This window comes from Anaerotruncus sp. DFI.9.16, from assembly GCF_024461615.1.
Taxonomy (GTDB): domain Bacteria; phylum Bacillota; class Clostridia; order Oscillospirales; family Ruminococcaceae; genus Anaerotruncus; species Anaerotruncus massiliensis.
In genome coordinates this window covers 319,010-343,920 of sequence record NZ_JANFZX010000001.1, presented here as the reverse complement: position 1 = coordinate 343,920, position 24,911 = coordinate 319,010, and the positions used below count along the sequence as shown (strand labels likewise).

General features: G+C 61.3%; 20 protein-coding genes. 16 read left to right on the top strand and 4 right to left on the bottom strand.

All coding sequences use genetic code 11. The features are described 5' to 3' along the window. Window positions 1–642 precede the first annotated feature (642 nt). Complete coding sequence (locus tag NE609_RS01690) at window positions 643–879, top strand: hypothetical protein (RefSeq protein ID WP_256151493.1); 237 nt, start codon at window positions 643–645, stop codon at window positions 877–879. 51 nt (window positions 880–930) lie between these two features. Next, entirely contained in the window at window positions 931–1,206 is a 276-nt protein-coding gene (locus tag NE609_RS17710; protein WP_370867115.1) for a DUF86 domain-containing protein, read from the top strand. Between the two features lie 342 nt (window positions 1,207–1,548). On the opposite strand, the gene NE609_RS01685 is transcribed toward NE609_RS17710, so the two are convergent. Further along, window positions 1,549–2,970: a GntR family transcriptional regulator gene (locus NE609_RS01685; protein WP_256151492.1), complete on the bottom strand. Its 1,422-nt coding sequence runs from the start codon at window positions 2,968–2,970 to the stop codon at window positions 1,549–1,551. Window positions 2,971–3,098: 128 nt separating this feature from the next. Here NE609_RS01685 and NE609_RS01680 point away from each other — a divergent pair, with 128 nt between their 5' ends. Further along, a complete protein-coding gene (locus NE609_RS01680) occupies window positions 3,099–5,516 on the top strand; it encodes a response regulator (protein WP_256151491.1) in 2,418 nt (805 codons plus the stop codon). Between the two features lie 72 nt (window positions 5,517–5,588). On the opposite strand, the gene NE609_RS01675 is transcribed toward NE609_RS01680, so the two are convergent. The 3 genes from NE609_RS01675 to NE609_RS01665 all read right to left on the bottom strand — a co-directional run bounded on the left by NE609_RS01675 (window position 5,589) and on the right by NE609_RS01665 (window position 8,436). Then, a complete protein-coding gene (locus NE609_RS01675; RefSeq protein WP_256151490.1) occupies window positions 5,589–6,818 on the bottom strand; it encodes an MFS transporter in 1,230 nt (409 codons plus the stop codon). 240 nt (window positions 6,819–7,058) lie between these two features. After that, window positions 7,059–7,385, bottom strand: a complete 327-nt coding sequence (gene trxA, locus NE609_RS01670; RefSeq protein ID WP_101550595.1) for a thioredoxin — start codon at window positions 7,383–7,385, stop codon at window positions 7,059–7,061. 85 nt (window positions 7,386–7,470) lie between these two features. Then, window positions 7,471–8,436, bottom strand: a complete 966-nt coding sequence (locus tag NE609_RS01665) for an RluA family pseudouridine synthase (protein WP_256151489.1) — start codon at window positions 8,434–8,436, stop codon at window positions 7,471–7,473. Window positions 8,437–8,665: 229 nt separating this feature from the next. On the opposite strand from NE609_RS01665, the gene NE609_RS01660 reads away from it, so the two are divergent. From NE609_RS01660 to hfq, 13 genes are all read left to right on the top strand, one after another. Then, window positions 8,666–9,355 (top strand): RadC family protein, encoded by a 690-nt coding sequence (locus NE609_RS01660; RefSeq protein ID WP_256151488.1) that lies wholly within the window; start codon window positions 8,666–8,668, stop codon window positions 9,353–9,355. 37 nt (window positions 9,356–9,392) lie between these two features. Then, on the top strand, window positions 9,393–9,917 hold the full coding sequence (locus tag NE609_RS01655) for a hypothetical protein (RefSeq protein ID WP_256151487.1): 525 nt from the start codon (window positions 9,393–9,395) through the stop codon (window positions 9,915–9,917). A 208-nt stretch (window positions 9,918–10,125) separates the two neighbouring features. After that, the gene (gene uvrB / locus NE609_RS01650) at window positions 10,126–12,132 is read left to right on the top strand and encodes an excinuclease ABC subunit UvrB (RefSeq protein ID WP_256151486.1); all 2,007 of its coding nucleotides are present in this window, start codon (window positions 10,126–10,128) and stop codon (window positions 12,130–12,132) included. Window positions 12,133–12,151: 19 nt separating this feature from the next. Next, window positions 12,152–14,968 carry an excinuclease ABC subunit UvrA gene (gene uvrA, locus NE609_RS01645; RefSeq protein WP_256151485.1) on the top strand — a complete coding sequence of 939 codons (2,817 nt, stop codon included), beginning with the start codon at window positions 12,152–12,154 and terminating at the stop codon, window positions 14,966–14,968. A gap of 110 nt (window positions 14,969–15,078) precedes the next feature. Continuing rightward, complete coding sequence (gene rd, locus NE609_RS01640; protein WP_101550606.1) at window positions 15,079–15,237, top strand: rubredoxin; 159 nt, start codon at window positions 15,079–15,081, stop codon at window positions 15,235–15,237. A gap of 65 nt (window positions 15,238–15,302) precedes the next feature. Next, entirely contained in the window at window positions 15,303–16,505 is a 1,203-nt protein-coding gene (locus NE609_RS01635; RefSeq protein WP_256151484.1) for an FprA family A-type flavoprotein, read from the top strand. Window positions 16,506–16,628: 123 nt separating this feature from the next. Then, on the top strand, window positions 16,629–18,044 hold the full coding sequence (gene miaB / locus NE609_RS01630; protein WP_256151483.1) for a tRNA (N6-isopentenyl adenosine(37)-C2)-methylthiotransferase MiaB: 1,416 nt from the start codon (window positions 16,629–16,631) through the stop codon (window positions 18,042–18,044). Window positions 18,045–18,063: 19 nt separating this feature from the next. Then, window positions 18,064–18,534: a pyridoxamine 5'-phosphate oxidase family protein gene (locus NE609_RS01625; RefSeq protein ID WP_256151482.1), complete on the top strand. Its 471-nt coding sequence runs from the start codon at window positions 18,064–18,066 to the stop codon at window positions 18,532–18,534. A 33-nt stretch (window positions 18,535–18,567) separates the two neighbouring features. Further along, entirely contained in the window at window positions 18,568–18,975 is a 408-nt protein-coding gene (locus NE609_RS01620) for a YlbF family regulator (protein WP_101550612.1), read from the top strand. 47 nt (window positions 18,976–19,022) lie between these two features. Next, a complete protein-coding gene (gene mutS / locus NE609_RS01615; RefSeq protein ID WP_256151526.1) occupies window positions 19,023–21,626 on the top strand; it encodes a DNA mismatch repair protein MutS in 2,604 nt (867 codons plus the stop codon). Between the two features lie 20 nt (window positions 21,627–21,646). Then, entirely contained in the window at window positions 21,647–23,608 is a 1,962-nt protein-coding gene (gene mutL / locus NE609_RS01610; protein WP_256151481.1) for a DNA mismatch repair endonuclease MutL, read from the top strand. A gap of 1 nt (window position 23,609) precedes the next feature. Further along, window positions 23,610–24,563, top strand: a complete 954-nt coding sequence (gene miaA / locus NE609_RS01605; protein WP_256151480.1) for a tRNA (adenosine(37)-N6)-dimethylallyltransferase MiaA — start codon at window positions 23,610–23,612, stop codon at window positions 24,561–24,563. Window positions 24,564–24,649: 86 nt separating this feature from the next. After that, complete coding sequence (gene hfq / locus NE609_RS01600) at window positions 24,650–24,895, top strand: RNA chaperone Hfq (protein ID WP_101550618.1); 246 nt, start codon at window positions 24,650–24,652, stop codon at window positions 24,893–24,895. Window positions 24,896–24,911: the final 16 nt, after the last annotated feature.

Below are 24,911 nucleotides of genomic sequence, written 5' to 3'. Positions count from 1 at the left end.
TCACATAGGGACATCAGCGATTGTTAGACTCACAGAAATCGATGCCTTTTTATTAAGGAGAACTATCTATCAGTAAGGGAGAGTGCCTTTCCAGACAGGGTATGTCAGAACTTCATTCAAAGGTTGCGGTAAGTGTAAGAGCGGTGTATAATTGTATTATAAAGTAACTTCCAGTTTAATTATCTAGTATGCAATCTGACAATATAGTGTGGGGAGGCAACCGAATGTTTAAACTTTCATCAATTTTTCGAGATATCCATGAGGAGTATCTAGTTATTCCTGTTATACGCAGTTTTATAAAGCAGGTCGGCTTATGATGACCTGTTCTGTGTACAAAATTTTGATAAACTGAGGTATCAGTTAGATCAGGTAAAAGGAATCCATGATACAACAACCAAGCAAGGTGCTTCTCTTGAATATTTTATATGCACTTTGTTTTCGCAGTGTGTCTTATTCCGTGCCACAACAGGGCAAAGAACCCAGACAAATCAAATTGACACAATGGTTAGAGTAAAATGGCTAAGTAATTGTATGCTACTTAACCGAATTGGGAGTAGCTTTTATATTGAATGTAAAAATGAAAACCAAACACCGTCAATAGATTACTTACAGAAATTTCGGGGAATTTTACATGATGCCGGAATGAAATTTGGTGTGTTTGTTAGTAAGCAGAGTGAACCTAGAACATTCAAAGAAAATGTTAATCATATTTTCTTAAAAGATGATCTTATTATCGTGCGATTTTGTTTAGCCGAACTGGAGGAATTACTAAACAAAAAAATAAATCTGCTTGAATGTTTAGAAAAAAAAATTACAGAAGTAACCACCAATGCTTCACATTCATTAGGCTACTCCGGGCTTCAATTATATGATGCTTAACAATAAGACCATGGTATACTGCCATTTGGTTTTTGAAATTCTATATGTATCATGAAAAACCTCGAGGGTTCAAGTCAAACCCATCTGCATCTTGTCTACCATAACCCCTACGCGCTGTGCATTCTCCAAATTGGCGAATTGGCGAGGCATCTTTCAGATGACTTCCAACAAACCCATCATACTGTTCCTTGGCAGGGCATTCGTGGGCTGCGGAATATTGTCGCCCATGCCTATTGGCAGACTCAATGTGCAATTCACCTGGAAAACCATTGGAGAAGACATCCCTGCGCTCAAGCAATACTGCTCAAACGACGTTCTGAACTATGACAGTAAATGAGAACTTCGATTCGAGGGTTCGAGTCCCTACAATGTTTAACTCGTTAGCATCTTTTTTGTCCGCCAAAGACAAAATCCCGGCTCGTTTTTGAAACGGGCCGGGTTTTTTGTGCCAGGGCGGCACCCGGGTAGATGTCGGAGCATTTTGCAAAGTTATAAAAGAGTCTGCTTTTGACCAAGGTCAAAAGCAGGCCCTTTTTGGAACCCTACGGCGGACCGGCGGGAAAAATCGTACGTTCTATTGCCTTTGTGCGGGAAAAATGGTATATTAGAATCCAAACGTTGTCCATATATGGTTCAGATTTTAAACGGAACGCACGGAGGCCGGATCGTTTACGCAGGTCCGGCCAGAGCCGCCTCCCGGCCGGCCCGTTCTTTTTCGATGAAGGCGCGGACCAGACCGTATTCCCGCTCCATCTGGGTTTTCCATGCAAGAGAGAAGCCCTCCGGATCGTTTTTGCGCAGGCAGCGTTCCAGCCGTTCCACAAAATCCGCGTATTCCGGATGGATGGCACGGGTCCCCAGGCGGAACATCGCGAGGGGATACCCCCATGTGAGCAGTTCGAGCAACTGGCCGTAACACTCCCGAACGACCGCAAGCGGACATTGTTCGGTCACAAATGTGAAGCCTATTTCAAAACAGAGCTCGCATGTTTCCTTTTGCCGTAGAACGGCCAGATCGGCCTGCATCTGCTTCAGCCGTTCGGAAGGAACCGCTTCCCAAGTAAACCGCATGACACGCGGGATCGTCAATTCCAGCAGCTGCAGGGCTTCCAGATAGAGGCGCAGGCCGTTTTGGTGTTCGGATTTGGTGAGGTCGAAACGGACGGGTTCCATGCGGACGGAGGCTCTTCTGCCCTTGTGGGATTCGGTGATGCCGAACTCGTTCAGCAGGCTGAGCATCCGGCGTACCGTGTTCAGGGAGACCCCGTACCGCCGCGACATCTCCGAGAGGGAGGGCAGGCTGTCTCCCGCCGAATAGGTCCCGCGCTGGATTTCCCGGATCACGCGGGACGCCAGCGAGTAACGCATTTGGGGCCGCTGCCGGTAGATGTGCCACCGGAAGGGAATCTGCGGCGCGTTTTCCAGCGAATACTCTTCGCGCGCCTTTTGGATAAAGGCGAACAGCTCGGAGGAAGCCTGCGCGTAGGTATCGACAAGGACCGCGTTGATTTGGGCAAAGACGTTCTCCGGGTTTGGGCCGCCGCGCGCCGATTCGACGTCCACCACCGGCCTCTCGATCAAAAGCGGGAAACGCAGGTAGCGGATGATCTCCCAGTAGAGATTGAGAATCAGGCGGTTGTCCAGCGCGCTGAGTGCCAGGATATAAAAGGCGATCCGCATCGACAAAAAACCCGGCCGGTCGGTATCCAGCCGGAGCAGCAGCTCCTGCCAGCTGGATTTTCCCCATTGGAGCAGTCCGGCCTCCCAACAGGGCTCGAGAATCAGGCGGCCGCCCTGCGTCATATCCGCAAGTCCGCTTTCCCGCGGGACGAAATAAAGGGCGGCGTTTTCCCGGTACCGTGCGGGATCGGGGCGATAGGTGACCCGCGCCGCCTTTTTGGCGTTGACGGCGACGTATCCCTTTTCTTCCAGCAGGGAGAGCGCGCTACGCACGGTCGCGGGCGCGACCTGAAAAAAGGCGCTGATCCTGGGGATGGAGGGGAGACGGTCGTCAAAGCGGTAATACCCGCAGAGGATCCTGGCTTCGTAATATTCGTAGATGAGGCTGTATACCCCGACGTCGAATTCCATGAACTCACCTCGGTTCTATTTTATCATAGCGGCGTGGAATCCGCCAGACACCCGGACAGGTTTCGTCACTTTGGAAGAAATTCGTTGGATGGAAGGGATGTTTCATGCGGGAACGGGAGCCGGAATATTTGCAGCAGGAAAATCGGGAGGGTGATTTCGTGATCGCCCATATGGGTTATGAGTACGACACCCTGATGAGCATGCTCCAGACCAGCGTGAGCAAGCACCTGATGGATGAGCATTACACGCTGATCTGGGCGAACGATTTCTATTACAGGATGATCCAGTATCCCAGGGAGGAATACGAAAGCCTGTTCCATAACCGCCCGGACCTCTACTACCCCTACCACGGGTACCGGGACGAGTGGGAAAAGATCGTGGCCGCCGTTACGCAGATGCTGGCCGGCGGCCGTTCGGGATACTCTCTCACCACCCGCATGCCGGTCAAAAGCGGCGGGCATATCTGGGTCCGCTTTGTGGCCACCTTTACAAACGAATACATCAACGACTGCCGGGTGTCGTACACCTCCATCACCAACATCGACGACCTGGTCCGCGTCCAGCAGGACCAGGACATCACCTACAACAGCCTCCCCGGCTTTGCCGCTCGGTTCCGGTTCAAACGGAACCACGAGATCGACGTCTGGGACTCCAACGACCAGTTCAACGGCTTTTTTGGCTCGCCCGAGGACTGCGGGGCGTTCCAGGCGCTGCTGAAAAGGGAGCTGAAGGCGAACGAGCGGGCGGTCGTCGAGCACCGGCGGAAGATTGAACGGGGCGATCCGGTCCGGATGCTGCTGAAGCTCCACGGCAAGGACGGGCAGACCGCCTGGCTTCAGACGCAGGGGGAATGTGTCGACTGGATGGGCGGCGACCCGGTCTACCTGTTCATCTTCATCGACATCACCGACCTGACCGACCTCAAGGAGATGCAGCGGGAGCTCGAGGAGCAGGCGCAGCAGCTGCGGGAGGCGCTGGCCCTGGCGGAATCCGCCACCCGCGCCAAGTCGGATTTCCTCTCCCACATGTCCCACGATATCCGCACGCCGATGAACGCCATCATCGGCATGACGGAAATCGCGTCGAACCATCTGGGGGATACGAAAAAGGTCTCCGACTGCCTCGACAAGATCACGCTTTCCAGCAAGCACCTGCTGGGGCTGATCAACGACATCCTCGACATGTCCAAGATCGAGAGCGGGAAAATGGTCCTCAGCGACGACGTGGTGTCCCTGGCGGAGGTGATGGAGAATACCGTGGCGATCATCCAGCCCAGCATCAAGGAACGGCGCCAGAAGTTCTCCATCCGCCTGCGCGGCATCCATCACGAGTATGTCTCCAGCGACGCGCTGAGGCTGCGTCAGATTTTGATCAACATCCTGTCGAACGCCTCCAAGTTCACGCCCGCCGGCGGCAGCGTGACGATGGAGGTGGAGGAGCGGGAACTCCTCTCCTCGGGGTTCGCCGACTACAGGTTCACGATCAGCGATACCGGCGTGGGGATGAAGCCGGAATTTCTCTCACGCATCTTCGACGCGTTCATCCGGGCGCAGGACAGCCGGACGGACAAGACCGAGGGAAGCGGTCTCGGGATGGCCATCACCAAAAAGATGGTCGACCTGCTCGGCGGGACCATTGCGGTCGAAAGCCGGGTCGGGCAGGGGTCGGCGTTCACCGTGTGCCTGCCCTTCCGGATCGTGGACGCCCCGGGGGATGAGGCTCCGGGGCCGTCCGATCTTTGCGGCCTGCGGATCCTGATTTCCGACGACGACGGCATGGTGCGGGAGTATACGGTGGAAGCCCTGCGGGAACTGGGCGTCGAGGGCGAGTGGGCGGATTCCGGGAAGAAGGCCGTGGAGATGGCGCGGGCCGCGAAAGAGGCGGGAAGGCCTTACGACGCGGTGATCCTCGACTGGCAGATGCCGGGACAGGACGGCATCACGACCGCGCGGCAGATCCGCGGCGAATTTGGACCGGGGCTCCCCATCCTGATCTTCTCCTCCTACGACTGGACGGATATCATGGATGAGGCGGCGGCCGCGGGCGTGGACGGCTTCCTGTCCAAGCCGGTATTCCCGTCCACCCTCTACCGCGGACTCCGGAGATATGTGCTCAGGCAGCTTCCGGAGGCGCTGGAGCAGCCGCAGAGCTGGGACTTCAGCGGCAGGCGGTTCCTGCTTGTGGAGGACAACGACATCAACCGGGAGGTAGCCGCCATGCTGCTGGCCGATTTGGGCGCGGAGGTGGAGTGCGCCGGCGACGGCAGGGAGGGAACGGGGAGGTTCCGGGCGTCCCCGGCCGGGTATTACGACCTGATCCTGATGGATATCCAGATGCCCGTCATGGACGGATACGCCGCGGCCCGGCTGATCCGGGCGATGCCGCGCGGCGACGCGGCATCGATCCCGATCGTCGCCATGACGGCGGACGCCTTTGTGGAGGACATCGCCGCCGCCTGGGAGGCCGGGATGAACGGGCACCTGGCGAAGCCGCTAGACATCACCGTAATGAAACGGGAGATCAGCAAGCTTTTGACGAGCGAATAGAAACGGTCCTTTCCGGCCTTTGCGCCGGGCCCGTATCAAAAAAGAACGGCTGGATTTCCAGCCGCTCTTTTTTCATTGCAGATCGCGTCCGCGCGGACGCAGGGTGAGGAGGGCGCTTACGCCGGTGACGGCGAAGAGCACGATCCCCGACAGGAAGAACCAGAGCGGCACGCCGAAGCGTTCGGCGACCGGCCCCGCGATCAGAAGCCCCAGCGGCATGGCCAGCGACATCATGCTGCCCAGCAGGGAGAAGACGCGCCCCTGCGCCTCGTGGGGGACGGACTCCTGCATGTAGGCCATGAAGGGGATGCCGTAGAGGTTCCCGCTGGCGCCCATGACGGCGCAGAAGATCGCGAAGGGCCAGAAAAAGGCCATGTCGCTTGGAAGGATTCCGCAGAGCAGGGTGCTTGCCGCCAAACCGAGCAGGCCGAGGTGGATGACGGAAAACTTGTTTTTGATCGTTCCCACCGCGCCGAGACCTGCGGCGCTGAGCATCATACCCGCCGCGTAGAGCAGCTCGACGAGGCTTGCGTGCCAGGCCGTCGCCTGAAAATGATCGCTCGTCATCAGCGGATAGAAGGAGGAGAGCGGCATGTAGAAGATCATCCCCACGCACACGCAGAGGGTGAGGGTGAAGAGCCTGCGGTCGCGCAGGAAGACGGCCGCGCCGTCCCGCATCTCCCTCAGGAAATGCGGGAGCTCCTGCCCGGAGCGCGGGGGATCGGGGATCTTCACCACCGCGACCGTGACGCTCGCCGCGACTGCGCCCACCAGGTCGGAGAGCAGGATGACCGGAAGCGGCAGGGCGGCGTACATCGCGGCGCCGAGCACCGGCCCGAGCATAAAGGCGCCCGACTGCATGAACTGGCTCCAGCCGTTGGCGCGGACGAGCTGGTCCCGGGGCACGAGCATGGGGATCGCCGCCTGGATCGCGGGGGTGTGGAAGACGTTCCCGACCGCCCGGATGCCCAGCACGAGGCAGGCCGACCAGAAGGGCGGCCTGCCGAGCAGGAAGACGCCCGCGAAAACGGTCGCGACCAGGCCCATGAAGAGGTCCGCGGAGATGATGACCGTCTTGCGCTTGAGACGGTCGACCCACACCCCGACGAACGGCCCGAGCACCAGCTGCGGCAGGAAGGCGAAGAGCCCCGCCAGCGCCATCGTCATGGGGGAGGAGCTTTCGCTGGCGAGCCACCAGATCAGCGCGAACTGGACGGCGCTGCTGCCGATCAGCGAGACGGTCTGCCCGGCCGCGATCGTAAAGAAGCCGCGCTTCCAGCCGTGGGGCTTCGATTGTTCCATAAAACCTCCTTTTATTTGCCGGACGGTCAAAAAGACGCAGACACGCGCCCGCCCGGCTGTGTTTGCGTCCGAGGTCAGAAGACGGCCCGCCGCACCGTACGGCGGGTCCTCCGGAGTTGGTGAATGGAATTCCATTATAGCAGGCCGGTTCCGTTTGTCAAGAACGTTTTTCAAGGGAGACGGATGCGCGCGAAAAAGGCCCCGCCGGCGGTGCCGGCGGGGCCTTTCAGCCTTCTGGTATCAGATCGCGCCCGACTGCTTGAGCCACTCCTCGATCTGGAACTTGGATTTGGCGGCGACGAGCGGTTCGTTCTCCTTGCCGCCGCGGAAGAGCAGCAGGGTGGGGATGGTCATCACCGAGAACTGCTGTGCGAGCGAGGGCACGTCGTCGATGTTCACCTTGGCGAACCGGATTTTGCCCTCGTAGGCCGCGGCGAGCTGGTCGAAGATGGGGGCGAGCATCCGGCAGTAGCCGCACCAGGGCGCCCAGAAGTCCACGAGAACGGGTTCGCTCGATTTCAGGACCTCAGCCTCAAAATTGTCCGCTGTGATCGTTAAGATATTCATATAATCATCCTTTCCGGTTTATTTTCTTCTATCTGTAATTATAATCATTACAGATAATTTGTCAAGCACTTTTCAAAAAAAAGTGCTACAGGAGCTTCCCGGAGAGGAACTCGTCGCGGAACCACACCTTCTTCGCCTCAAAGCTCCTGCCGTTCAGATAGTCGAGAGGGCCCGCGCCGCCTTGGAACCGGAAGGTGAGCTTGTAGGAGTAGAGGGCCTGGAACTGGTAGCCGGTGCCGTGGTTGTCGCGGTTGCGGCCGTACTTGGCGTCGCCGAGCAGCGGATGGCCGATGGAGGCGAGGTGGGCACGGATCTGGTGGGTGCGGCCGGTCAGCAGGTCGACCTCCAGCAGGGAGAAGCGCCCGTTCTCGCCGAGCACGCGGTAGTGGGTGAGGATGGTGCGGCCGCCCGGAACGGGATGGTCGCAGACGGTGACGGTGTTCGCCGCGCTGTCCTTAATGAGGAAGCCCTTGAGGGTGTCCGACCGGCGCGGCATCGTGCCGTGCACGACGCAGAGATAGAGCTTTTGCAGCTCGCGGGCCTTGATCTTTTCATTGAGCACCCGCAGGGCGGGCGCGTTTTTGGCCGCGATGACGATGCCGCCCGTATTGCGGTCGATCCGGTTGCAGAGGGCGGGCGTAAAGCTGTTCTCCCGGGCGGGGTCGTACTCGCCCTTTTGGTAGAGGTAGTGGAGGATGCGGTTGATCAGCGTGTCTGTCTGGCCGCCCTCGTCCTCGTGGACGAGCAGGCCGGGGCGCTTGTCCGCGAGGAGGATGTTTTCATCCTCGTAGAGGACGTCGACCGTGGGCGGGACGGAGAGGAAGGCGGGCGCGCCGGGCGCGCCGCCGAAAAACTCGTCGTTCAGGTAGAGGGAAAGCCGGTCCCCCTCGCACAGACGGGTGGAGATCTCGCACCGCTTGCCGTTGAGCTTGATCCGCTTGGTGCGGATGGATTTATAGAGCAGGGCCTGGGGCAGCAGCGGGACCGCCTTGGTCACGAACTTGTCCACACGCTGGCCCGCGTCGTTTTGGTTGATGACGAATTCCCTCATGGCGAACCTCCGCGGCCCCGATGGTCGAAGGGGGCCTGTAAATCAATGGCCGCGCGGCGTTGAACCGCCCGCGGCGGGGGCGACCGGATGTGAGCGGATTCCCCGCGCTTATTATAGCACACAAGCTCCGCCGGCGAAAGTCGGGAAAAATCGACGGGGTCTAGGCAAACAGGAATTATTTTGTTATAATATGTACTAAGATACTGGAAACGCGGGCGGTGAAGAGCGGATGGCGAATGTGCACGAGGGACACAGGCAGCGGCTCAGGGACCGCTTCTTAAAGGAGGGGCTGGACGGCTTCGCCCCGCACAACGTGCTTGAACTGCTCCTCTTTTACGCGGTGCCCCAGCGGGACACCAACGAGCTGGCGCACCGTCTGCTCGCGCGTTTCGGATCGCTTTCCGGCGTGCTGGACGCGGATTTCGACGAACTCTGCCAGGTGGAGGGGGTCGGCGCGAACGTCGCGACGCTGCTCAAGCTGGTGCCCGGGCTCTCGCGCCGGTACCTCGACGACTATGATGAAAACGGAGTGGTTCTCGCCACGATCGAAGAGGTGGGGACCTTCCTGCGGCCGAAATTCATCGGGCGCAACAACGAGATGATCTTCCTGCTCTGCATGGACAGCCGGGGCGGCGTCGTCTACGGCGATTTCATCGCAGAGGGCAGCATCAACGCCGCGCCGATGTACACCCGCAACATTCTCGAGGCCGCGATGCGCCGCCATGCGGTGTCGGTGATCCTCGCGCACAATCATCCGCGCGGGCTCGCGCTTCCGTCCAACGCGGACATGCTCGCGACGCGCGCGGTCTTTGACGCGCTGGCGGCGGCGAAAATCCGTCTTGCCGACCACCTGATTTTTGCAGGGTCGGATTACGTTTCGATGCGCGATTCCGGTTTCTTTTCCTTTGAGCGGCCTTAGGGCTTATTCTAAATTTTGTGAGATGGAGGGACCACAGATGGTGTCAGGAAACCTGGGGGCGGTCAGCCCAACCTCCGTTTGGGTATTTGTTGACAGCACGGAGGACCACGACCTGAACGGGCGGCTGGCCTCTCCGGCCTTCGGTATTACGACGTTTTCCGGGGTGCTTGCGCTGATCACCCGCATGGAGCAGTTTTATAATGAAAAACGGTTCCCGCAGAGCTCCATGCAGATCCGCTCGTTCCATAAGAAGAAACGGGGAAAAACGGCGGAGGAAAAGCCGTCTGTCCCGGCGGCGGAACAGCGCGGGGATTTGGAGGAGATGCTCGCCCGCATCGGCATGGAGGAGCCCGGGAAACGGGCGACGTTTGTGATCAGCGTGCTCTTCCGGCAGAACGCCACCTGGCAGGGGACGGTGCGCTGGCTCAACCGGGACCAGACCCAGCGGTTCCGCAGCACGCTCGAACTGATCTCGCTGATGGAGGACGCGCTCTCCCAGGACGGCGCGCCCGGCGAGCCGGGCCGGTGGCGGGAATCCGCGGACAAAACAGAAAACGGATAACGACGGGGCGCTTCCGCTTTGGAAGCGCCCTTTGCGCGCCGCGCGGCTGGCAGAATCTTTCGGCGGCGGGCATTTGAAATCATGTCGAATCTGTGGTAAAATAAACTGTTGACTTTTGATGGAAAAGAAGCTACACTAGATAAACCGAACATCTGTTCTCTTAAACGCGTCAATCGATTGATCTGACGGCCCAAAGCGGGGGAGGTATATGGAAGAAGGAAAATTTGAGCTGGTCGCCCCCTACAAACCGACGGGGGACCAGCCGCAGGCAATTGAAAAGCTGACCGAAGGCGTGCTGACGGGCAGGAAGGAACAGGCCCTGCTGGGCGTCACAGGCTCGGGCAAAACGTTCACGATGGCAAACGTCATCGCAAACGTCAACCGCCCGACGCTTGTTTTGGCGCACAACAAGACGCTGGCCGCGCAGCTTTGCAGCGAGTTCCGGGAATTTTTCCCGCACAACGCTGTGGAGTATTTTGTCTCCTACTACGACTACTACCAGCCGGAGGCCTATATCGCCCACACGGACACCTATATTGAAAAGGATTCTGCGATCAACGACGAGATCGAGAAGCTCCGTCACTCGGCGACCGCCTCGCTCGGCGAACGGCGGGACGTGATCATCGTGTCGAGCGTCTCCTGCATTTACACGCTGGGCGACCCGATCGACTACCACAGCATGGTCATCTCGCTGCGCACGGGAATGCACAGGGAACGGGACGAGCTAATCAAAAAGCTGGTGGAGATCCAGTACGAGCGCAACGACATCAACTTTGTGCGCAACAAGTTCCGGGTCCGCGGCGACGTTGTGGAGATCTTCCCCGTCTATTCGGGGGATACCGCCGTGCGCGTCGAATTCTTCGGGGACGAGATCGACCGCATCACCGAGATCAACACGCTGACCGGGGAGGTCAAGAACGTCGTCAGCCATGTGGCGATCTACCCGGCCTCCCACTACATCGTGCCGCCCGAGAAGATGGCGGCCGCGATCGATGAGATCCGCCGCGAGAGCGAGGAGCGGGTGGCTTATTTCAAGGAGCGCGGCAAGCTGATCGAGGCGCAGCGGATCGCCGAGCGCACCAACTACGACATCGAGATGATGCAGGAGATCGGCTTCTGCAAGGGGATCGAGAACTACTCCCGCGTCATTTCGGGCCGCGCGCCGGGCAGCACGCCCTACACGCTGCTCGACTACTTCCCGAAGGATTTCCTGCTCTTCGTGGACGAGAGCCACGTCACGCTGCCGCAGGTGCGCGGCATGTACGGCGGCGACCGCTCCCGCAAACAGAGCCTGATCGAATACGGCTTCCGGCTGCCGTCGGCGCTCGACAACCGGCCGCTCAATTTTGACGAGTTCTACCAGAAGCTCAACCAGGTCGTCTTCGTCTCGGCGACGCCGGGCGAGTTTGAGCGCCAGAAGAGCGCCGAGATCGTCGAGCAGGTCATCCGTCCGACGGGGCTCTGCGACCCCGAGATCGAGGTGCGCCCGGTCGAGGGGCAGATCGACGACCTGCTCTCGGAGATCAATCAGCGCGCCCAGAAGGGGGAGCGGGTGCTCGTCACCACCCTCACCAAGAAGATGGCGGAGGATTTGACCGCCTACATGGAGAACATGGGGGTGCGCATCCGCTACATGCACCACGACATCGACACGATCGAGCGGATGGAGATCATCCGCGACCTGCGCCTGGGCGAGTTCGACGTGCTGGTCGGCATCAACCTGCTGCGCGAGGGCCTCGATATCCCGGAGGTGTCGCTCGTGGCGATCCTCGACGCGGACAAGGAGGGCTTTTTGCGCAGCGAGACCTCCCTTGTGCAGACGGTCGGACGCGCGGCGCGAAATTCCGAGGGCAGGGTCATCATGTACGCGGACAGCGTCACCGAGTCGATGGAGAACGCCATCCGCGAGACCTACCGCCGCCGGGAAATCCAGATGGCCTACAACAGGGAACACCACATCACCCCGCAGACGATCAAAAAGGACGTGCGCGACATCCTCGAAATCTCGACGAGGGACGAGGTCGAAGGCAGAAAGGGCAAGCGCGGAAAGAAGCTCAGCCACAAGGAGCGGGAGGCGCTCATCTCCAAGCTGACGCTCGAGATGAAGAACGCGGCGAAGATCCTCGAGTTCGAGCACGCGGCCTACCTGCGCGACAAGATTGCAAAGCTCAGGGCGGAGGACGAGCGCGCCCGCCCCAGCAGGCTGCCAAAATAAAGGAAACGGAAGATAGACTATGGCTTTGGATAAAATCGTCATCAAGGGTGCCCGGGAGCACAACCTCAAGAATATCGACATTGAGATCCCGCGTGACAAGCTGGTTGTCTTTACAGGGCTTTCCGGCTCGGGCAAGAGCTCGCTCGCGTTCGATACCATCTACGCGGACGGGCAGCGGCGTTATGTCGAGAGCTTGTCGAGCTACGCGCGGCAGTTTCTGGGGCAGATGGAGAAGCCGGACGTCGACAGCATCGAGGGGCTCAGCCCCGCGATCTCGATCGACCAGAAGACCACCTCCAAGAACCCGCGTTCGACGGTCGGCACCGTCACCGAGATTTACGACTACCTTCGCCTGCTCTACGCGCGCATCGGCGTTCCGCACTGTCCCGTCTGCGGCCGGCCGATCGAGCAGCAGACGGTCGACCAGATGGTCGACCGGGTGCTCTCGCTGCCCGAGGGGACGAAGGTGCAGGTGCTCGCGCCCACCGTGCGCGGGCGCAAGGGGGAGCATATCAAGGAGTTCGACGCCGCGCGGCGTTCGGGCTATGTACGCGTGCGGGTGGACGGCAACCTCTACGACCTCTCGGAGGAGATCAAGCTCGAAAAGAACAAGAAGCACACGATCGAGGTGGTCGTCGACCGGCTCGTGATCAAGGAGGGGGTCCGCTCCCGCCTGGCCGATTCGCTCGAAACGGCGGTCGGGCTGACGGGCGGCATCGCGATCGTAGACGCGGAAGGGGAGGAGATGACCTTCTCCTCCAACTACGCCTGCCCCGACCACGATATCAGCATCGAGGAGCTCACCCCGCGCATGTTCTCCTTCAACGCCCCCTACGGCGCCTGCGAGAAGTGCACGGGTTTGGGCACCTTCCTCAAGGTCGACCCCGAACTCGTCATCCCCAACAAGCGCCTGACCATCCGGGAGGGCGCGATCCGCGCCTCCGGCTGGTACTACGCCGAGGGCGGCATCGCGCAGATGTACTACGAGGGGCTCGCCGCCCACTACGGCTTTTCCCTCGACGTGCCGGTGAAGGATCTGCCCAAACAGGCGGTGGAGGTCCTGCTCTACGGGACCAAGGGGGAAAAGATCCTTATGCACCGCGAGGGCGGGTCGATGAAGGGCTCCTACTACACCGATTTCGAGGGGATCGTCAACAACCTCGAGCGCCGCTTCCGCGAGACGAATTCCGCGTGGATGCGCGAGGAGATCACCACCTGGATGAACAGCGTCGAGTGCCCCGTCTGCCACGGCAACCGCCTGAACGATACGGTGCTCGCGGTGACGGTCGGCGGGCTCAACATCAGCGAGTTCTGCCGGCTGTCGGTCGTGGGCGCGCTCGACTTTCTCGACCATCTCGAGTTCACCCCGCGCGAGCAGATGATTTCCGAGCTCGTGATCAAGGAAATCCGCGAGCGGCTGGGATTCCTGCGCAGCGTCGGCCTGGAATACCTGACGCTGGCGCGCTCGGCCGGGACCCTTTCGGGCGGCGAAAGCCAGCGCATCCGGCTGGCGACCCAGATCGGCTCGTCGCTCATGGGGGTGCTCTACATTCTCGACGAGCCGTCGATCGGCCTGCATCAGCGGGACAACGACAAGCTGATCGCCACCCTCAAGCGGCTGCGCGACCTCGGCAACACACTGATCGTCGTCGAGCATGACGAGGACACGATGTACGCCGCCGACTACATCGTCGACATCGGCCCCGGCGCGGGGATCCACGGCGGCGAGGTGGTCTGCGCGGGCACGGTGGACGAGATCAAGGCCTGCCCCCGGTCGATCACCGGGCAGTACCTTTCCGGGGCCAAGCGGATCGAAGTGCCCGCGGAGCGCCGCAGGGGCAACGGGAAGAGCCTCAAAATCGTCGGCGCGGCGGAAAACAACCTCAAGGAGATCGACGTGGAGATCCCGCTCGGAATCTTCACGGTGGTGACGGGTGTCTCCGGTTCGGGCAAGAGCTCGCTGATCAACGAGGTGCTCTTCAAGCGCCTGACGCGGGAGCTCACCAATCCGCGCGTCAAGCCGGGCAGGCACGAGGACATCCTCGGTATGGAGAACGTCGACAAGGTGATCGACATCAACCAGTCGCCGATCGGGCGCACCCCGCGCTCCAACCCGGCGACCTATACCGGCGTGTTCACCGACATCCGCGAAATCTTCGCGCAGACGGCAGACGCCAAGATGCGCGGCTACAAGTCCAGCCGTTTCTCCTTCAACGTCAAGGGCGGCCGCTGCGAGGCGTGCGAGGGCGACGGCATCGTGCGCATCGAGATGCACTTTCTGGCGGACATCTACGTGCCCTGCGAGGTGTGCAAGGGCCGCCGCTACAACCGCGAGACGCTCGAGGTGAAATACAAGGGAAAATCGATCTACGACGTGCTCGAGATGACCGTCGAGGAGGCGCTCGCGTTCTTCAAAAACGTGCCCAAGATCGCGCGCAAGCTCCAGACCCTCTACGACGTGGGGCTCGGCTACGTCAAGGTCGGCCAGCCCGCGACGACCCTTTCGGGCGGCGAGGCGCAGCGGGTCAAGCTCGCGACCGAGCTTTCCAAGCGGCCGACCGGGCGCACCGTCTACATCCTTGACGAGCCGACGACCGGCCTGCACACCGCCGACGTGCACAAGCTGATCGACGTTTTGCAGACGCTGGTGGACGCGGGGAATACCGTCATCACAATTGAGCATAATTTAGAGGTGATCAAAACCGCCGACTACATCATCGACCTCGGCCCCGAGGGAGGCGATGCGGGCGGAACCATCGTCGCGGCCGGCACGCCGGAGGAGATCTGCAAGGTTCCGGAGTCCTATACGGGGCAATACCTAAAAAAAATGTTATAAATTTATCAAATTTGTGCGGTTTGGGGCTTTACAAATAGTACACCAATATGGTATATTTGTGGCAGAAACAGCGGGAACCGCTGAAAACCGGTATAAAGGAGTTTTGTGACATGAAAAAGTATGTATGCAGCATCTGCGGGTTCGTCTATGATGAGGAGAAGGGCTATCCCGAGGAGGGCATCGCGCCCGGGACCAAGTGGGAGGACGTGCCCGCCGACTTTGTCTGCCCGCTCTGCGGCGTCGGCAAAGAGCAGTTTGAAGCGGAATAAGGAACGACGCGTGACCATTTGACCTGTCAAATGGTCACCTCGTTTGTATACAGGAGGAAACCAAAATGGCAGCAGTGAAAATTACCGACCGCATCTACTCCGTCGGAATCCTGAACCCCAACATGCGGGTGTTCGACATCGTCATGACGACCGACTACGGCACGTCCTACAACTCCTACCTGATCAAGGGGGACAAGAAGAACGTCCTGGTCGAGGCGTGCCACAAGACCTATTTCAAGCAGTACCTGGCCAACATCCGCGAGGTGATCGACCCCGAAAAGATTGACTACGTGGTGCTCAACCACAACGAGCCCGACCACTCGGGCAGCCTCGCGCAGCTGCTCGAATACATCCCCAACGCGACGATCGTCGCGTCCAAAGCGGGGAGCATCTACCTGAAGAACATCACCAACCGCGGCGACCTTTCGGTGCAGGCCGCCAAGGACGGCGACACGATCGACATCGGCGGGGCGACGCTGCGCTTCATCAACGCGCCCTTCCTTCACTGGCCCGATTCGATGTTCACCTGGGTGGAGGAAGAGAAGGCGCTCTTCTCCTGCGACTTCCTCGGCGCGCACTACTGCGAGCCCTACACCTTCGATTACAATATGGCCTATCCCTCCAAGTACGAGGCGGCCTTCAAAAACTACTACGACGCGATTTTCGGGCCCTTCAAGCCCTATGTGCTCGCGGGGCTTGAAAAGATCAAGGACCTGCCGGTCGAGCTCTGCTGCAACAGCCACGGCCCGGTCCTCACAAAGGGCTGCCGCCTCGAGTACGCGAAGGAACGGTACGCCGCGTGGAGCCAGCCGCAGAAGAACGAACGCCTGACGGTGCCCGTCTTCTACACCTCCGCCTACGGCAACACCCGCAAGATCGCCTCCGCGATCCGCGAGGGCATCCTGGAGGCGAAGCCGGACGCGGCGGTCGACTGCTTCGACATCATCGAACACGACATGGGCAGGCTGGCTGCGCTGCTCAATTCGTCCGACGCGTTCGCGCTCGGCAGCCCGACGATCAACGGCGACGCGGTGCCGCCCGCCTGGATGCTGCTGGCCCACGTCGACGCGGTCAACAACAAGAAAAAGCCGGTGCTCGTCTTCGGCTCCTACGGCTGGAGCGGCGAGGCGGTGCCCAACCTGTCCGCCCGCCTCGCAGGGCTCAAGATGAGCCTCTTCGGCGAGGGATACAAGGTCTGCTTCGTGCCTTCGGAGGAGGACCTCGCCAAGGCGAGGGAACTCGGCAAGGCGTTCGGCGAGTCGCTGTAACGTGTACGGTCAGAAAGGAGGGATTCCGCGGAATCCCTCCTTTCCTGTTTCCTTCCCTTGAAAAAAACCGTCGAAAATGATATGATAATACGGTATGCAAATTGATTTCGGGGAGGACGCGTTTTGGCAACGGAACAGGCGGCGGCATCGTCCGCACAGATCGCGCGGCAGCGGGAGTTCGCCCGACAGGTGCGGGAGCTTCTGGCGCGGCGCTACGATCATCCCCCGGCGGCGTTCGTCCATTCGTTCGGCTGCCAGCAGAACCAGTCGGATGGCGAAAAGCTCTCGGGGATGCTCGCGGAGATGGGCTACGGCTTCACCGATTCCCCAAGCTGCGCGGATCTGGTCATCTACAACACCTGTGCGGTCCGGGAAAACGCCGAGGACCGGGTGTTCGGCAACGTGGGCGCCCTGAAAAAGGTCAAGCGCGCCCGCCCGGGCATGCTGATCGGGCTCTGCGGCTGCATGATGCAGCAGCAGGCGGTCGCGGAACGGATTCGTGCGAGCTACCCCTACGTCGACCTCGTGTTCGGCACCCACGCGCTGCACACGCTGCCCGAGCTGCTCTTCCGGCGGCTTTCGGGGGAGCGGCGGCAGTTTTCGGTGGCGCCGGGGGACGGGGAGATCATCGAGGGGCTGCCGCTGCGCAGGGACGGCGCCATCAAGGCGAACCTGCCGATCATGTACGGGTGCGACAATTACTGTACCTATTGCATTGTGCCCTATGTGCGCGGCCGGGAGCGCAGCAGAAATCCGGAGGACGTGCTGCGGGAGGCCCGGGAGATTTCCGCCTCCGGCTACCGGGAGATCACCCTGCTCGGCCAGAACGTCAACTCCTACGGCAAGGGGCTTTCCGAGCCGGTCGACTTCTCCGACCTGCTCGGCCGCGTCGACGCCGTGGAGGGGGATTTCTGGCTGCGGTTCATGACGAGCCACCCGAAGGACTGTACGAAAAAGCTGATCGATACGATCGCGTCGAGCGAAAAGGTCTGCCGCCACATCCACCTGCCGGTGCAGAGCGGCAGCGACCGGGTGCTCGCGGCGATGAACCGCCGCTATACGGCGGAGCGCTACCTCGAACTCATCGACTACGCGCGCGAGGCGATCCCCGGCGTCACCTTTTCGAGCGACATCATCGTCGGCTTTCCCGGCGAGACGCGGGAGGACTTTGAGGAGACCCTCGCGCTGGTGAGGCGGGTGCGCTACAATACCCTCTACACCTTCCTTTTTTCTCCCCGCACGGGGACGAAGGCCGCTTTGATGGACGACCCGGTCCCCGCGGAGGAAAAATCCCGGTGGTTCCGCGAGCTGCTCGACGCGGAGAGCGAAATCCGCGGGGAAATCCAGGCGGGGATGGTCGGTCGCACGGTGCGGGTGCTGGCCGAGGGGGAGGGCCGCTCCGGCTGGGGCTGGCTCTCCGGGCGCACGGAAAGCAACGACATCGTCGAATTTACCGGCCCGCGCGAGGCGATCGGCCGGTTCGTGAACGTCAAGATCGAACGCGCGCTGAACTGGGCGCTCTTCGGAAGCCTGGCGTGACATGAGGCGGGGAGGAACCATGAGAAGGAAAGACAGGGAAGTGACCGATCCAGAACGGATCGACGCGATCATCCGCGCCTGCCACTGCTGCAGACTGGGTTTTTATGACAACGGGGAGGTTTACATCGTCCCGCTCGATTTTGGTTATGATGAAAAAGAGGGAAAACGGACCTTCTATTTTCACGGGGCCAAAGAGGGCCGGAAGATGGACTGCATCCTGAGGTCCCCCCGGGCCGGGTTCGAACTGGATACCGGCTACGAGCTCATCGAGGCGGAGGTCGCGTGCAGGAACTCCGCCCGCTACCGGAGCGTCGTCGGGACGGGGCTCGTCTCGGTCATCGAGGCCCCGGAGGAAAAGCGGGCCGCTTTGCAGGCGTTCATGCTCCACAGCACGGGAAAGGGCGGTTGGGATTTCCCCGACGCGATGCTCAACGCGGTCTGTGTTTTTCAGCTGGAGGTGGAGACCCTCTCCTGCAAGGAACACGCATAAATAAAATTTTAATCGAAAGCAGAGGAAAAAACAATGGATGTTATTGCAACGGCACGCCAGCTCGGAAAGGCGATTCAGCAGGACGAGCGGTATCTACGCCTCATGGTGGCGCAGCAGATGAACGATTCGGACGAGGAGCTCCAGTCGCTCATCGGCAAATTCAACCTCAAGCGGATCGATCTCAATGGGGAGATCAACAAGAGCGAGAAGGACCAGGAGAAGATCACGGCGATCAACGGCGAGGTCAAGGAGCTCTACGCGCAGATCATGGCGAACAAGAATATGAGCGCCTACAACGACGCCAAAAACGAGGTCGACGGGCTGGTCGATTTCGTCATGCAGATTCTGCGCGGGAGCCTCGACGGCGAGGACCCCGACCAGATCGAACAGAAGAGCGGCGGATGCTCGGGCAGCTGCTCCTCCTGCTCCGGCTGCCACTGAACCACTGACAAAATAACCACCGGAGGTCGGCGTGGATGAACGTTGATATGCAGAAGCTCTCCCCGATGATGCAGCAGTATTTCGCCGTAAAGGAACAGCACAAGGACCATATCCTCTTCTTCCGGCTCGGCGACTTCTACGAGATGTTTTACGACGACGCGATCCTCGCGTCGAAGGAGCTCGAGCTCACCCTGACGGGGCGGGACTGCGGGCAGGAGGAGCGCGCCCCGATGTGCGGCGTGCCCTACCACGCTTGTGACGCGTACATCTCGCGGCTCATCAAAAAGGGCTACAAGGTGGCCATCTGCGAGCAGATGGAAAACCCCGCCGACGCCAAGGGCGTCGTCAAGCGCAGCGTCATCCGCGTCGTCACGCCAGGGACCCTCATCGAGAGCAACATGCTCTCGGAGGACACGAATAATTTCATCGCCTGCATCCTCTGCGACGCGGGCGGCTGGGGGCTGGCCTGCGCCGATATTTCGACCGGCCAGCTCTTTGTCTCCCAGTTTGAGGCGGGGGCGCAGGGCGAGCTGATCAACGAGCTCGGGCGGTACAGCCCGAGCGAAATCATCTTTAACGACGGGCTGCTCGACAAGAAGGAGGTCACCTCCTTTATCAAGGAGAAGCTCCACTGCGTCGCCGACCTGTGCGACTCCGAGCGGTTCGAGCCGCGGGAGGCCGAAGCGCTCATTGAACGGCACTTTTCCAGGGAACCGAAGGAACTGGGGCTCGAGGGGAAGGAGAGCGCGGTCCGCGCGCTCGGCGCGCTGCTCTCCTACCTCTATGAGACGCAGCAGAAGGGGCTCGAACGGATCACCGACGTCGGCTATGTGAACCCCGAGCAGTACATGGTGCTCGACCTGACCGCGCGGCGCAACCTCGAGCTGACCCAGACGATGCGCACGGGCGAAAAGCGCGGGACGCTGCTCTGGGTGCTGGACAAGACCAAAACCGCGATGGGCAAGCGGCTGCTGCGCAGCTACCTCGACAAGCCCCTCGTGAATCCCGCCGCCATCAATAAGCGCCTTAACGCGGTGGAGGAGCTCGTGGACGACACGATCCTGCGCTGCGACATCGCGGACGCCCTTTCGGGCATCTTCGACCTCGAGCGGCTGATGACCCGCGTCATCTACGGCAACGCCACGCCGCGCGAGTTCAAATCCCTCGAGTTTACCTGCCGGGCGCTGCCCGGCCTGCGGGAGCGGCTTGCCGGCTGCGCGAGCGCCTATCTAAAGGAGGTCCACGACCGGATCGATCCGCTCGAGGACGTCTGCGGGCTCCTCTCCCGCGCGGTCGTCGACGAGCCGCCCATCGCGCTCAAGGACGGCGGCGTCATCAAGGAGGGCTTCGACGAGGAGCTGGACGGCCTGCGCTCCCTTGTGCACAACACCAAGCAGGTGCTTGTGGAGATCGAGTCACGGGAGAAGGAGCGCACCGGCATCAGGAACCTCAAAATCGGCTACAACCGGGTGTTCGGCTACTACATAGAGGTTACGAGATCCAACCCGTCGATGGTGCCCGACGACTATATCCGCAAGCAGACGCTTGCGAACGGCGAGCGTTACATCACCCAGGAGCTCAAGGAACTCGAGGAAAAAATCCTCACCGCCGGGGAGCGGATCACCTATCTGGAGGCGAAGCTCTTCGACGAGGTGCGCGAGGCCGTGTCGGCGGAGCTGCACCGGGTGCAGGCCACCGCCTCCGCGGTGGCGCGGCTCGACGTCTACTGCGCGCTGGCCGCGGTCGCGCAGGCGAACGGCTACTGCCGCCCCGATGTGAACTTCTCCGATGAAATCTGTATCCGCGAGGGACGGCACCCGGTCGTCGAGCAGCTGATGAACGGCGCGCCCTTCGTCGCCAACGACACGGCGCTCAACAACACCGACAAGCAGATCGCAATTATCACCGGCCCCAATATGGCCGGTAAATCAACCTACATGCGTCAGACGGCGCTCATCGTGCTGATGGCGCAGATGGGTTCCTTCGTACCCGCCGCGTCGGCGTCGATCGGCGTGGTGGACGGCATCTTTACGCGGGTGGGCGCGTCGGACGACCTCTCGTCCGGGCAGTCGACTTTCATGGTCGAAATGACCGAGGTCGCGCAGATCATGAAGGAGGCCACCCCCAAGAGCCTGCTCATTTTGGATGAGATCGGCCGTGGAACTTCGACATTTGACGGCATGAGCATCGCGCGCGCCGTGATAGAATATATTGCGGACAAGCGCCATGTGGGGGCCAAGACCCTCTTCGCCACCCACTACCACGAGCTGACCGAGCTCGAATCGGAGCTGCCCGGCGTCAAGAACTACAACATCGCCTGCAAAAAGCGGGGGGACGAGCTCACCTTCCTGCGCCGGATCGTGCCGGGCGGCGCGGACGACAGCTACGGCATCGAGGTCAGCAAGCTCGCCGGCGTGCCCGACTGGATCATCCGGCGCGCCCGGCAGGTGCTCGGCCAGCTCGAGGAGGGCAAGGAGGTCTCGCCCGCGAAGAAGAAGCGCGCCGAGGCCGTGGAAGGGCCGCAGATCTCCTTTGAGGCGGTGATTCCCTCGGAGGTCGAGGCGGCGCTTCGGCAGGTTGACGTCAACACGCTCACGCCGATCGAGGCGCTCAACAAGCTCTATGAACTGAAATCTCTGCTCAAGGATTAGGACGAAAGGGGGGACGCGGAGTGGCAAAGATCAACGTGCTGGATAAACAGGTCGCCGAGCTGATCGCGGCGGGCGAGGTGGTGGAGCGCCCCGCGTCGATCGTCAAGGAGCTGGTGGAAAACGCCGTTGACGCGGGGGCGACCAAGGTCACTGTCGAGATCCAGGGGGGCGGCATCCGGTATATTCGCGTGACCGACAACGGCACGGGCATCGCGCGGGAGGACGTGGAGAACGCCTTTTTGCGCCACGCGACGAGCAAGGTGAAAAACGAGGAGGACCTCACCCGCATCATGACGATGGGGTTTCGCGGCGAGGCGCTCGCCTCGATCGCGGCGATGTGCCGGGTCGAGCTGCTTACCCGCACGGCGGAGGAGATTGCCGGGACGCGCTATGCGATCTCCGGCGGCGAACCGGGGGAGCTCTCCGACGCGGGCTGCCCGACCGGCACGACGATCACCGTGCGGGACGTCTTCTTCAACACCCCCGCGCGGATGAAGTTCCTCAAAAAGGACGTCTCGGAGGGCAACAGCGTCGCCGCCGCCGTCGAAAAGGCGGCGCTCGGCAATCCCGGCGTGGCCTTCAAGTTCCTGCGCGACGGCGTCGTGCGCCTGCAGACGCCGGGGGACGGGCAGGTGCTCTCGGCGGTGCGGTGCGTGCTCGGCCGGGAGTTTTCCGAAAACGCGATCCCCGTCCGCTATGAGGCGAACGGCCTCACGCTCGATGGTGTGATCAGCAGGCCCTCCTTCGCGCGCGGCTCGCGCGGGCCCCAGAATTTCTTCATCAACACCCGCTTCGTGCGCTCGAAGACCTGCATGGCCGCGCTCGAGGAGAGCTACCGCAACACGATGATGGTGGGGCGATACCCCTCCTGCGTGCTGAACCTCACGATCCCGCCCCAAGCGGTCGACGTGAACGTGCACCCCGCGAAGATCGAGGTGCGCTTCGCAAACGAAAAGAGCATCTTTGACCTTGTCTATTACGGCTGCAAGACGGCGCTCGGCGCGAACAGGCTCGCGCCCGAGATCAGGGCGGAGGATGTAAAGTATAATCCCTTTGCGGCGAATCTGGATCAGGCCGCGCCGGCACAGCAGCGGCTGAGCGTCGGCGAATATAAGGAGCTGCTTGAAAAGCGGCTCAAGGCGGAGCGGGCCCCCTCCGTGCTCGAATACACCTACCGCCCCGCGCCTGCCGCGCCGGTGCGCGCGGGCGCGGACGTGCCGCCGCCCTCCGACTATGACGCGCCGCTGTCGGTGGAGAGCCCGCCGCCCGCCGTGGGGACGGCGCCGCCGGCGCTCACCTTTCACGCCGAGCCGGTGACCCTCTTTTTTGACAAGGAGCCGGCGCCGGAGACGGCGGAAGCCGCCTCTTTGGGCATCCCGGAGGAAGGACCCGCCGTGCCGCCCGATCCCTATGAGAACGCGCGGGTGATCGGGGAACTGTTCGGCACCTATGTGCTGCTCGAGCGCGGGGAGGAGCTGGTGCTCGTGGACAAGCACGCCGCGCACGAACGCCTGCTCTTCAACCGGATCGTGGCGGGCGGGGTCGGGGAGGACCGGCAGATGCTGCTTACCCCCGTCTCGGTGAAGCTCTCCCCGGAGGAGCACGCGGCGGTGCTGGAAAACGCTTCGCTGCTGGCGGGCGCGGGCATCCCCGTCGAGGACTTCGGGGACGGGTTCGTGCTGGTGCGGGAGGTCGCGCCGATCCTCGCGGACGCGGACATCGCGGGGATCGTCTCCGAATGCGCGGACAAGCTGCTGCGCGGGGGCGGGAAGCTGCTGCCGCGCCAGCTCGAGGACTTCTACCACACGGTCGCCTGCCGCGCGGCGATCAAGGCGCACGACAGGACCCCTGCGCCAAGCCTCGCGGAGCTCATCGAAATGCTCCGGCAGGACGGCGACGCGGACCACTGCCCGCACGGGCGGCCGGTGTCCGTCCGTATGCGGCGGCACGAGATCGAAAAGAAATTTGGCAGGCTGGGCTGATATGGAAAGACAGGATGGAAAGCTTCCGCTCGTCGTGGTGGCGGGCCCGACCGCGTCGGGCAAGACGGCCCTGGCCGTCGAGCTGGCGCTCCGGTTCGGCGGGGAAGTCGTCTCCGCCGATTCAATGCAGGTCTACCGCGGGATGGACATCGCGACCGCCAAACCGGACGAAGCCGAAATGAAGGGGGTTCCGCACCATTTAATCGACTTCATCGAGCCGGACGGCGCGGCCTTCTCGGTGGCGGATTACGCGCGGCTCGCGCACGCGGCGATCGACGGGATCGCCGCGCGGGGGAGGCTGCCGATCCTCGCCGGGGGGACGGGGCTCTACATCGGCGCGGTCGTCGACAACCTCGACTATGGGGAGATTCCCGCCTCGCCGGAGGTGCGGGAGGAACTGAAAACGCAGGCGCGGGAACGCGGCGGCGAAGCGATGCTCGAAGAGCTGTGCGGGGTGGACCCCGCGCTCGCGGAAAGGCTGCACCCCAATAACCTCGGACGGGTGCTGCGCGCGCTGGAGGTCTACCGGGTGACGGGGATCCCGATGAGCGAGCATCAGCGCCGTTCCCGGCTCACGCCCGCGCGCTATGAGCCCTGCATGCTCGGCATCTGCTTTCGCGACCGCGAAAAGCTCTACGAGCGGATCGACCGGCGCGTCGACCTCATGATGGAACGCGGCCTGCTCGACGAGGCGCGGGAGGTCAGCAGCCGCTACGGCGGGACGGCCCGCCAGGCGATCGGCTACAAGGAGCTGCAGCCCTATCTGGAGGGGCGGGCGCCGCTTGAGGAGTGTGTGGCGCGGCTCAAGCAGGCCACCCGCAACTATGCCAAGCGGCAGCTCACCTGGTTTCGGCGGGACGGACGCATCCGGTGGCTCTGCGCGGACGAGTTTTCCTCCCCCGCGGAGCTGGCACAAAAGGCGGCCGAACTGGTTCACAACAGCATTCTTTTGTGATATAATATTCTGAAAGCAAAGACACGATACAGAAAGAGAAAACGGACACAACACTGATTTTGTTGCTTTGCAACAGGGGAGGTACCATGAAACAGCTGAATCTACAGGATGTTTTCCTCAACCAGGCCCGCCGCGAGAAGATCACCGTGACGATCTACCTGACCAACGGCTTCCAGTTCAAGGGGGTCGTGCGCGGCTTCGACTCCTTCACCGTCATCCTCGACTGCGAGGGACGTCAGAACCTGGTCTACAAGCACGCGATTTCCACGATCATTCCCTCCAAGACGATCAGCATCCTGGAGTCGGTCGAGGGCGACAAAGAGAACGAATAGAAATCAGGCGGAACAC

Coding starts and splice junctions, on each gene's coding strand:
- NE609_RS01690 (WP_256151493.1), top strand. CDS start 643: ATGAAATTTGGTGTGTTTGTTAGTAAGCAGAGTGAACCTAGAACATTC.
- NE609_RS17710 (WP_370867115.1), top strand. CDS start 931: ATGAAAAACCTCGAGGGTTCAAGTCAAACCCATCTGCATCTTGTCTAC.
- NE609_RS01685 (WP_256151492.1), bottom strand. CDS start 2,970: ATGGAATTCGACGTCGGGGTATACAGCCTCATCTACGAATATTACGAA.
- NE609_RS01675 (WP_256151490.1), bottom strand. CDS start 6,818: ATGGAACAATCGAAGCCCCACGGCTGGAAGCGCGGCTTCTTTACGATC.
- trxA (WP_101550595.1), bottom strand. CDS start 7,385: ATGAATATCTTAACGATCACAGCGGACAATTTTGAGGCTGAGGTCCTG.
- NE609_RS01665 (WP_256151489.1), bottom strand. CDS start 8,436: ATGAGGGAATTCGTCATCAACCAAAACGACGCGGGCCAGCGTGTGGAC.
- NE609_RS01660 (WP_256151488.1), top strand. CDS start 8,666: ATGGCGAATGTGCACGAGGGACACAGGCAGCGGCTCAGGGACCGCTTC.
- NE609_RS01655 (WP_256151487.1), top strand. CDS start 9,393: ATGGTGTCAGGAAACCTGGGGGCGGTCAGCCCAACCTCCGTTTGGGTA.
- uvrB (WP_256151486.1), top strand. CDS start 10,126: ATGGAAGAAGGAAAATTTGAGCTGGTCGCCCCCTACAAACCGACGGGG.
- uvrA (WP_256151485.1), top strand. CDS start 12,152: ATGGCTTTGGATAAAATCGTCATCAAGGGTGCCCGGGAGCACAACCTC.
- rd (WP_101550606.1), top strand. CDS start 15,079: ATGAAAAAGTATGTATGCAGCATCTGCGGGTTCGTCTATGATGAGGAG.
- NE609_RS01635 (WP_256151484.1), top strand. CDS start 15,303: ATGGCAGCAGTGAAAATTACCGACCGCATCTACTCCGTCGGAATCCTG.
- NE609_RS01625 (WP_256151482.1), top strand. CDS start 18,064: ATGAGAAGGAAAGACAGGGAAGTGACCGATCCAGAACGGATCGACGCG.
- NE609_RS01620 (WP_101550612.1), top strand. CDS start 18,568: ATGGATGTTATTGCAACGGCACGCCAGCTCGGAAAGGCGATTCAGCAG.
- mutS (WP_256151526.1), top strand. CDS start 19,023: ATGCAGAAGCTCTCCCCGATGATGCAGCAGTATTTCGCCGTAAAGGAA.
- miaA (WP_256151480.1), top strand. CDS start 23,610: ATGGAAAGACAGGATGGAAAGCTTCCGCTCGTCGTGGTGGCGGGCCCG.
- hfq (WP_101550618.1), top strand. CDS start 24,650: ATGAAACAGCTGAATCTACAGGATGTTTTCCTCAACCAGGCCCGCCGC.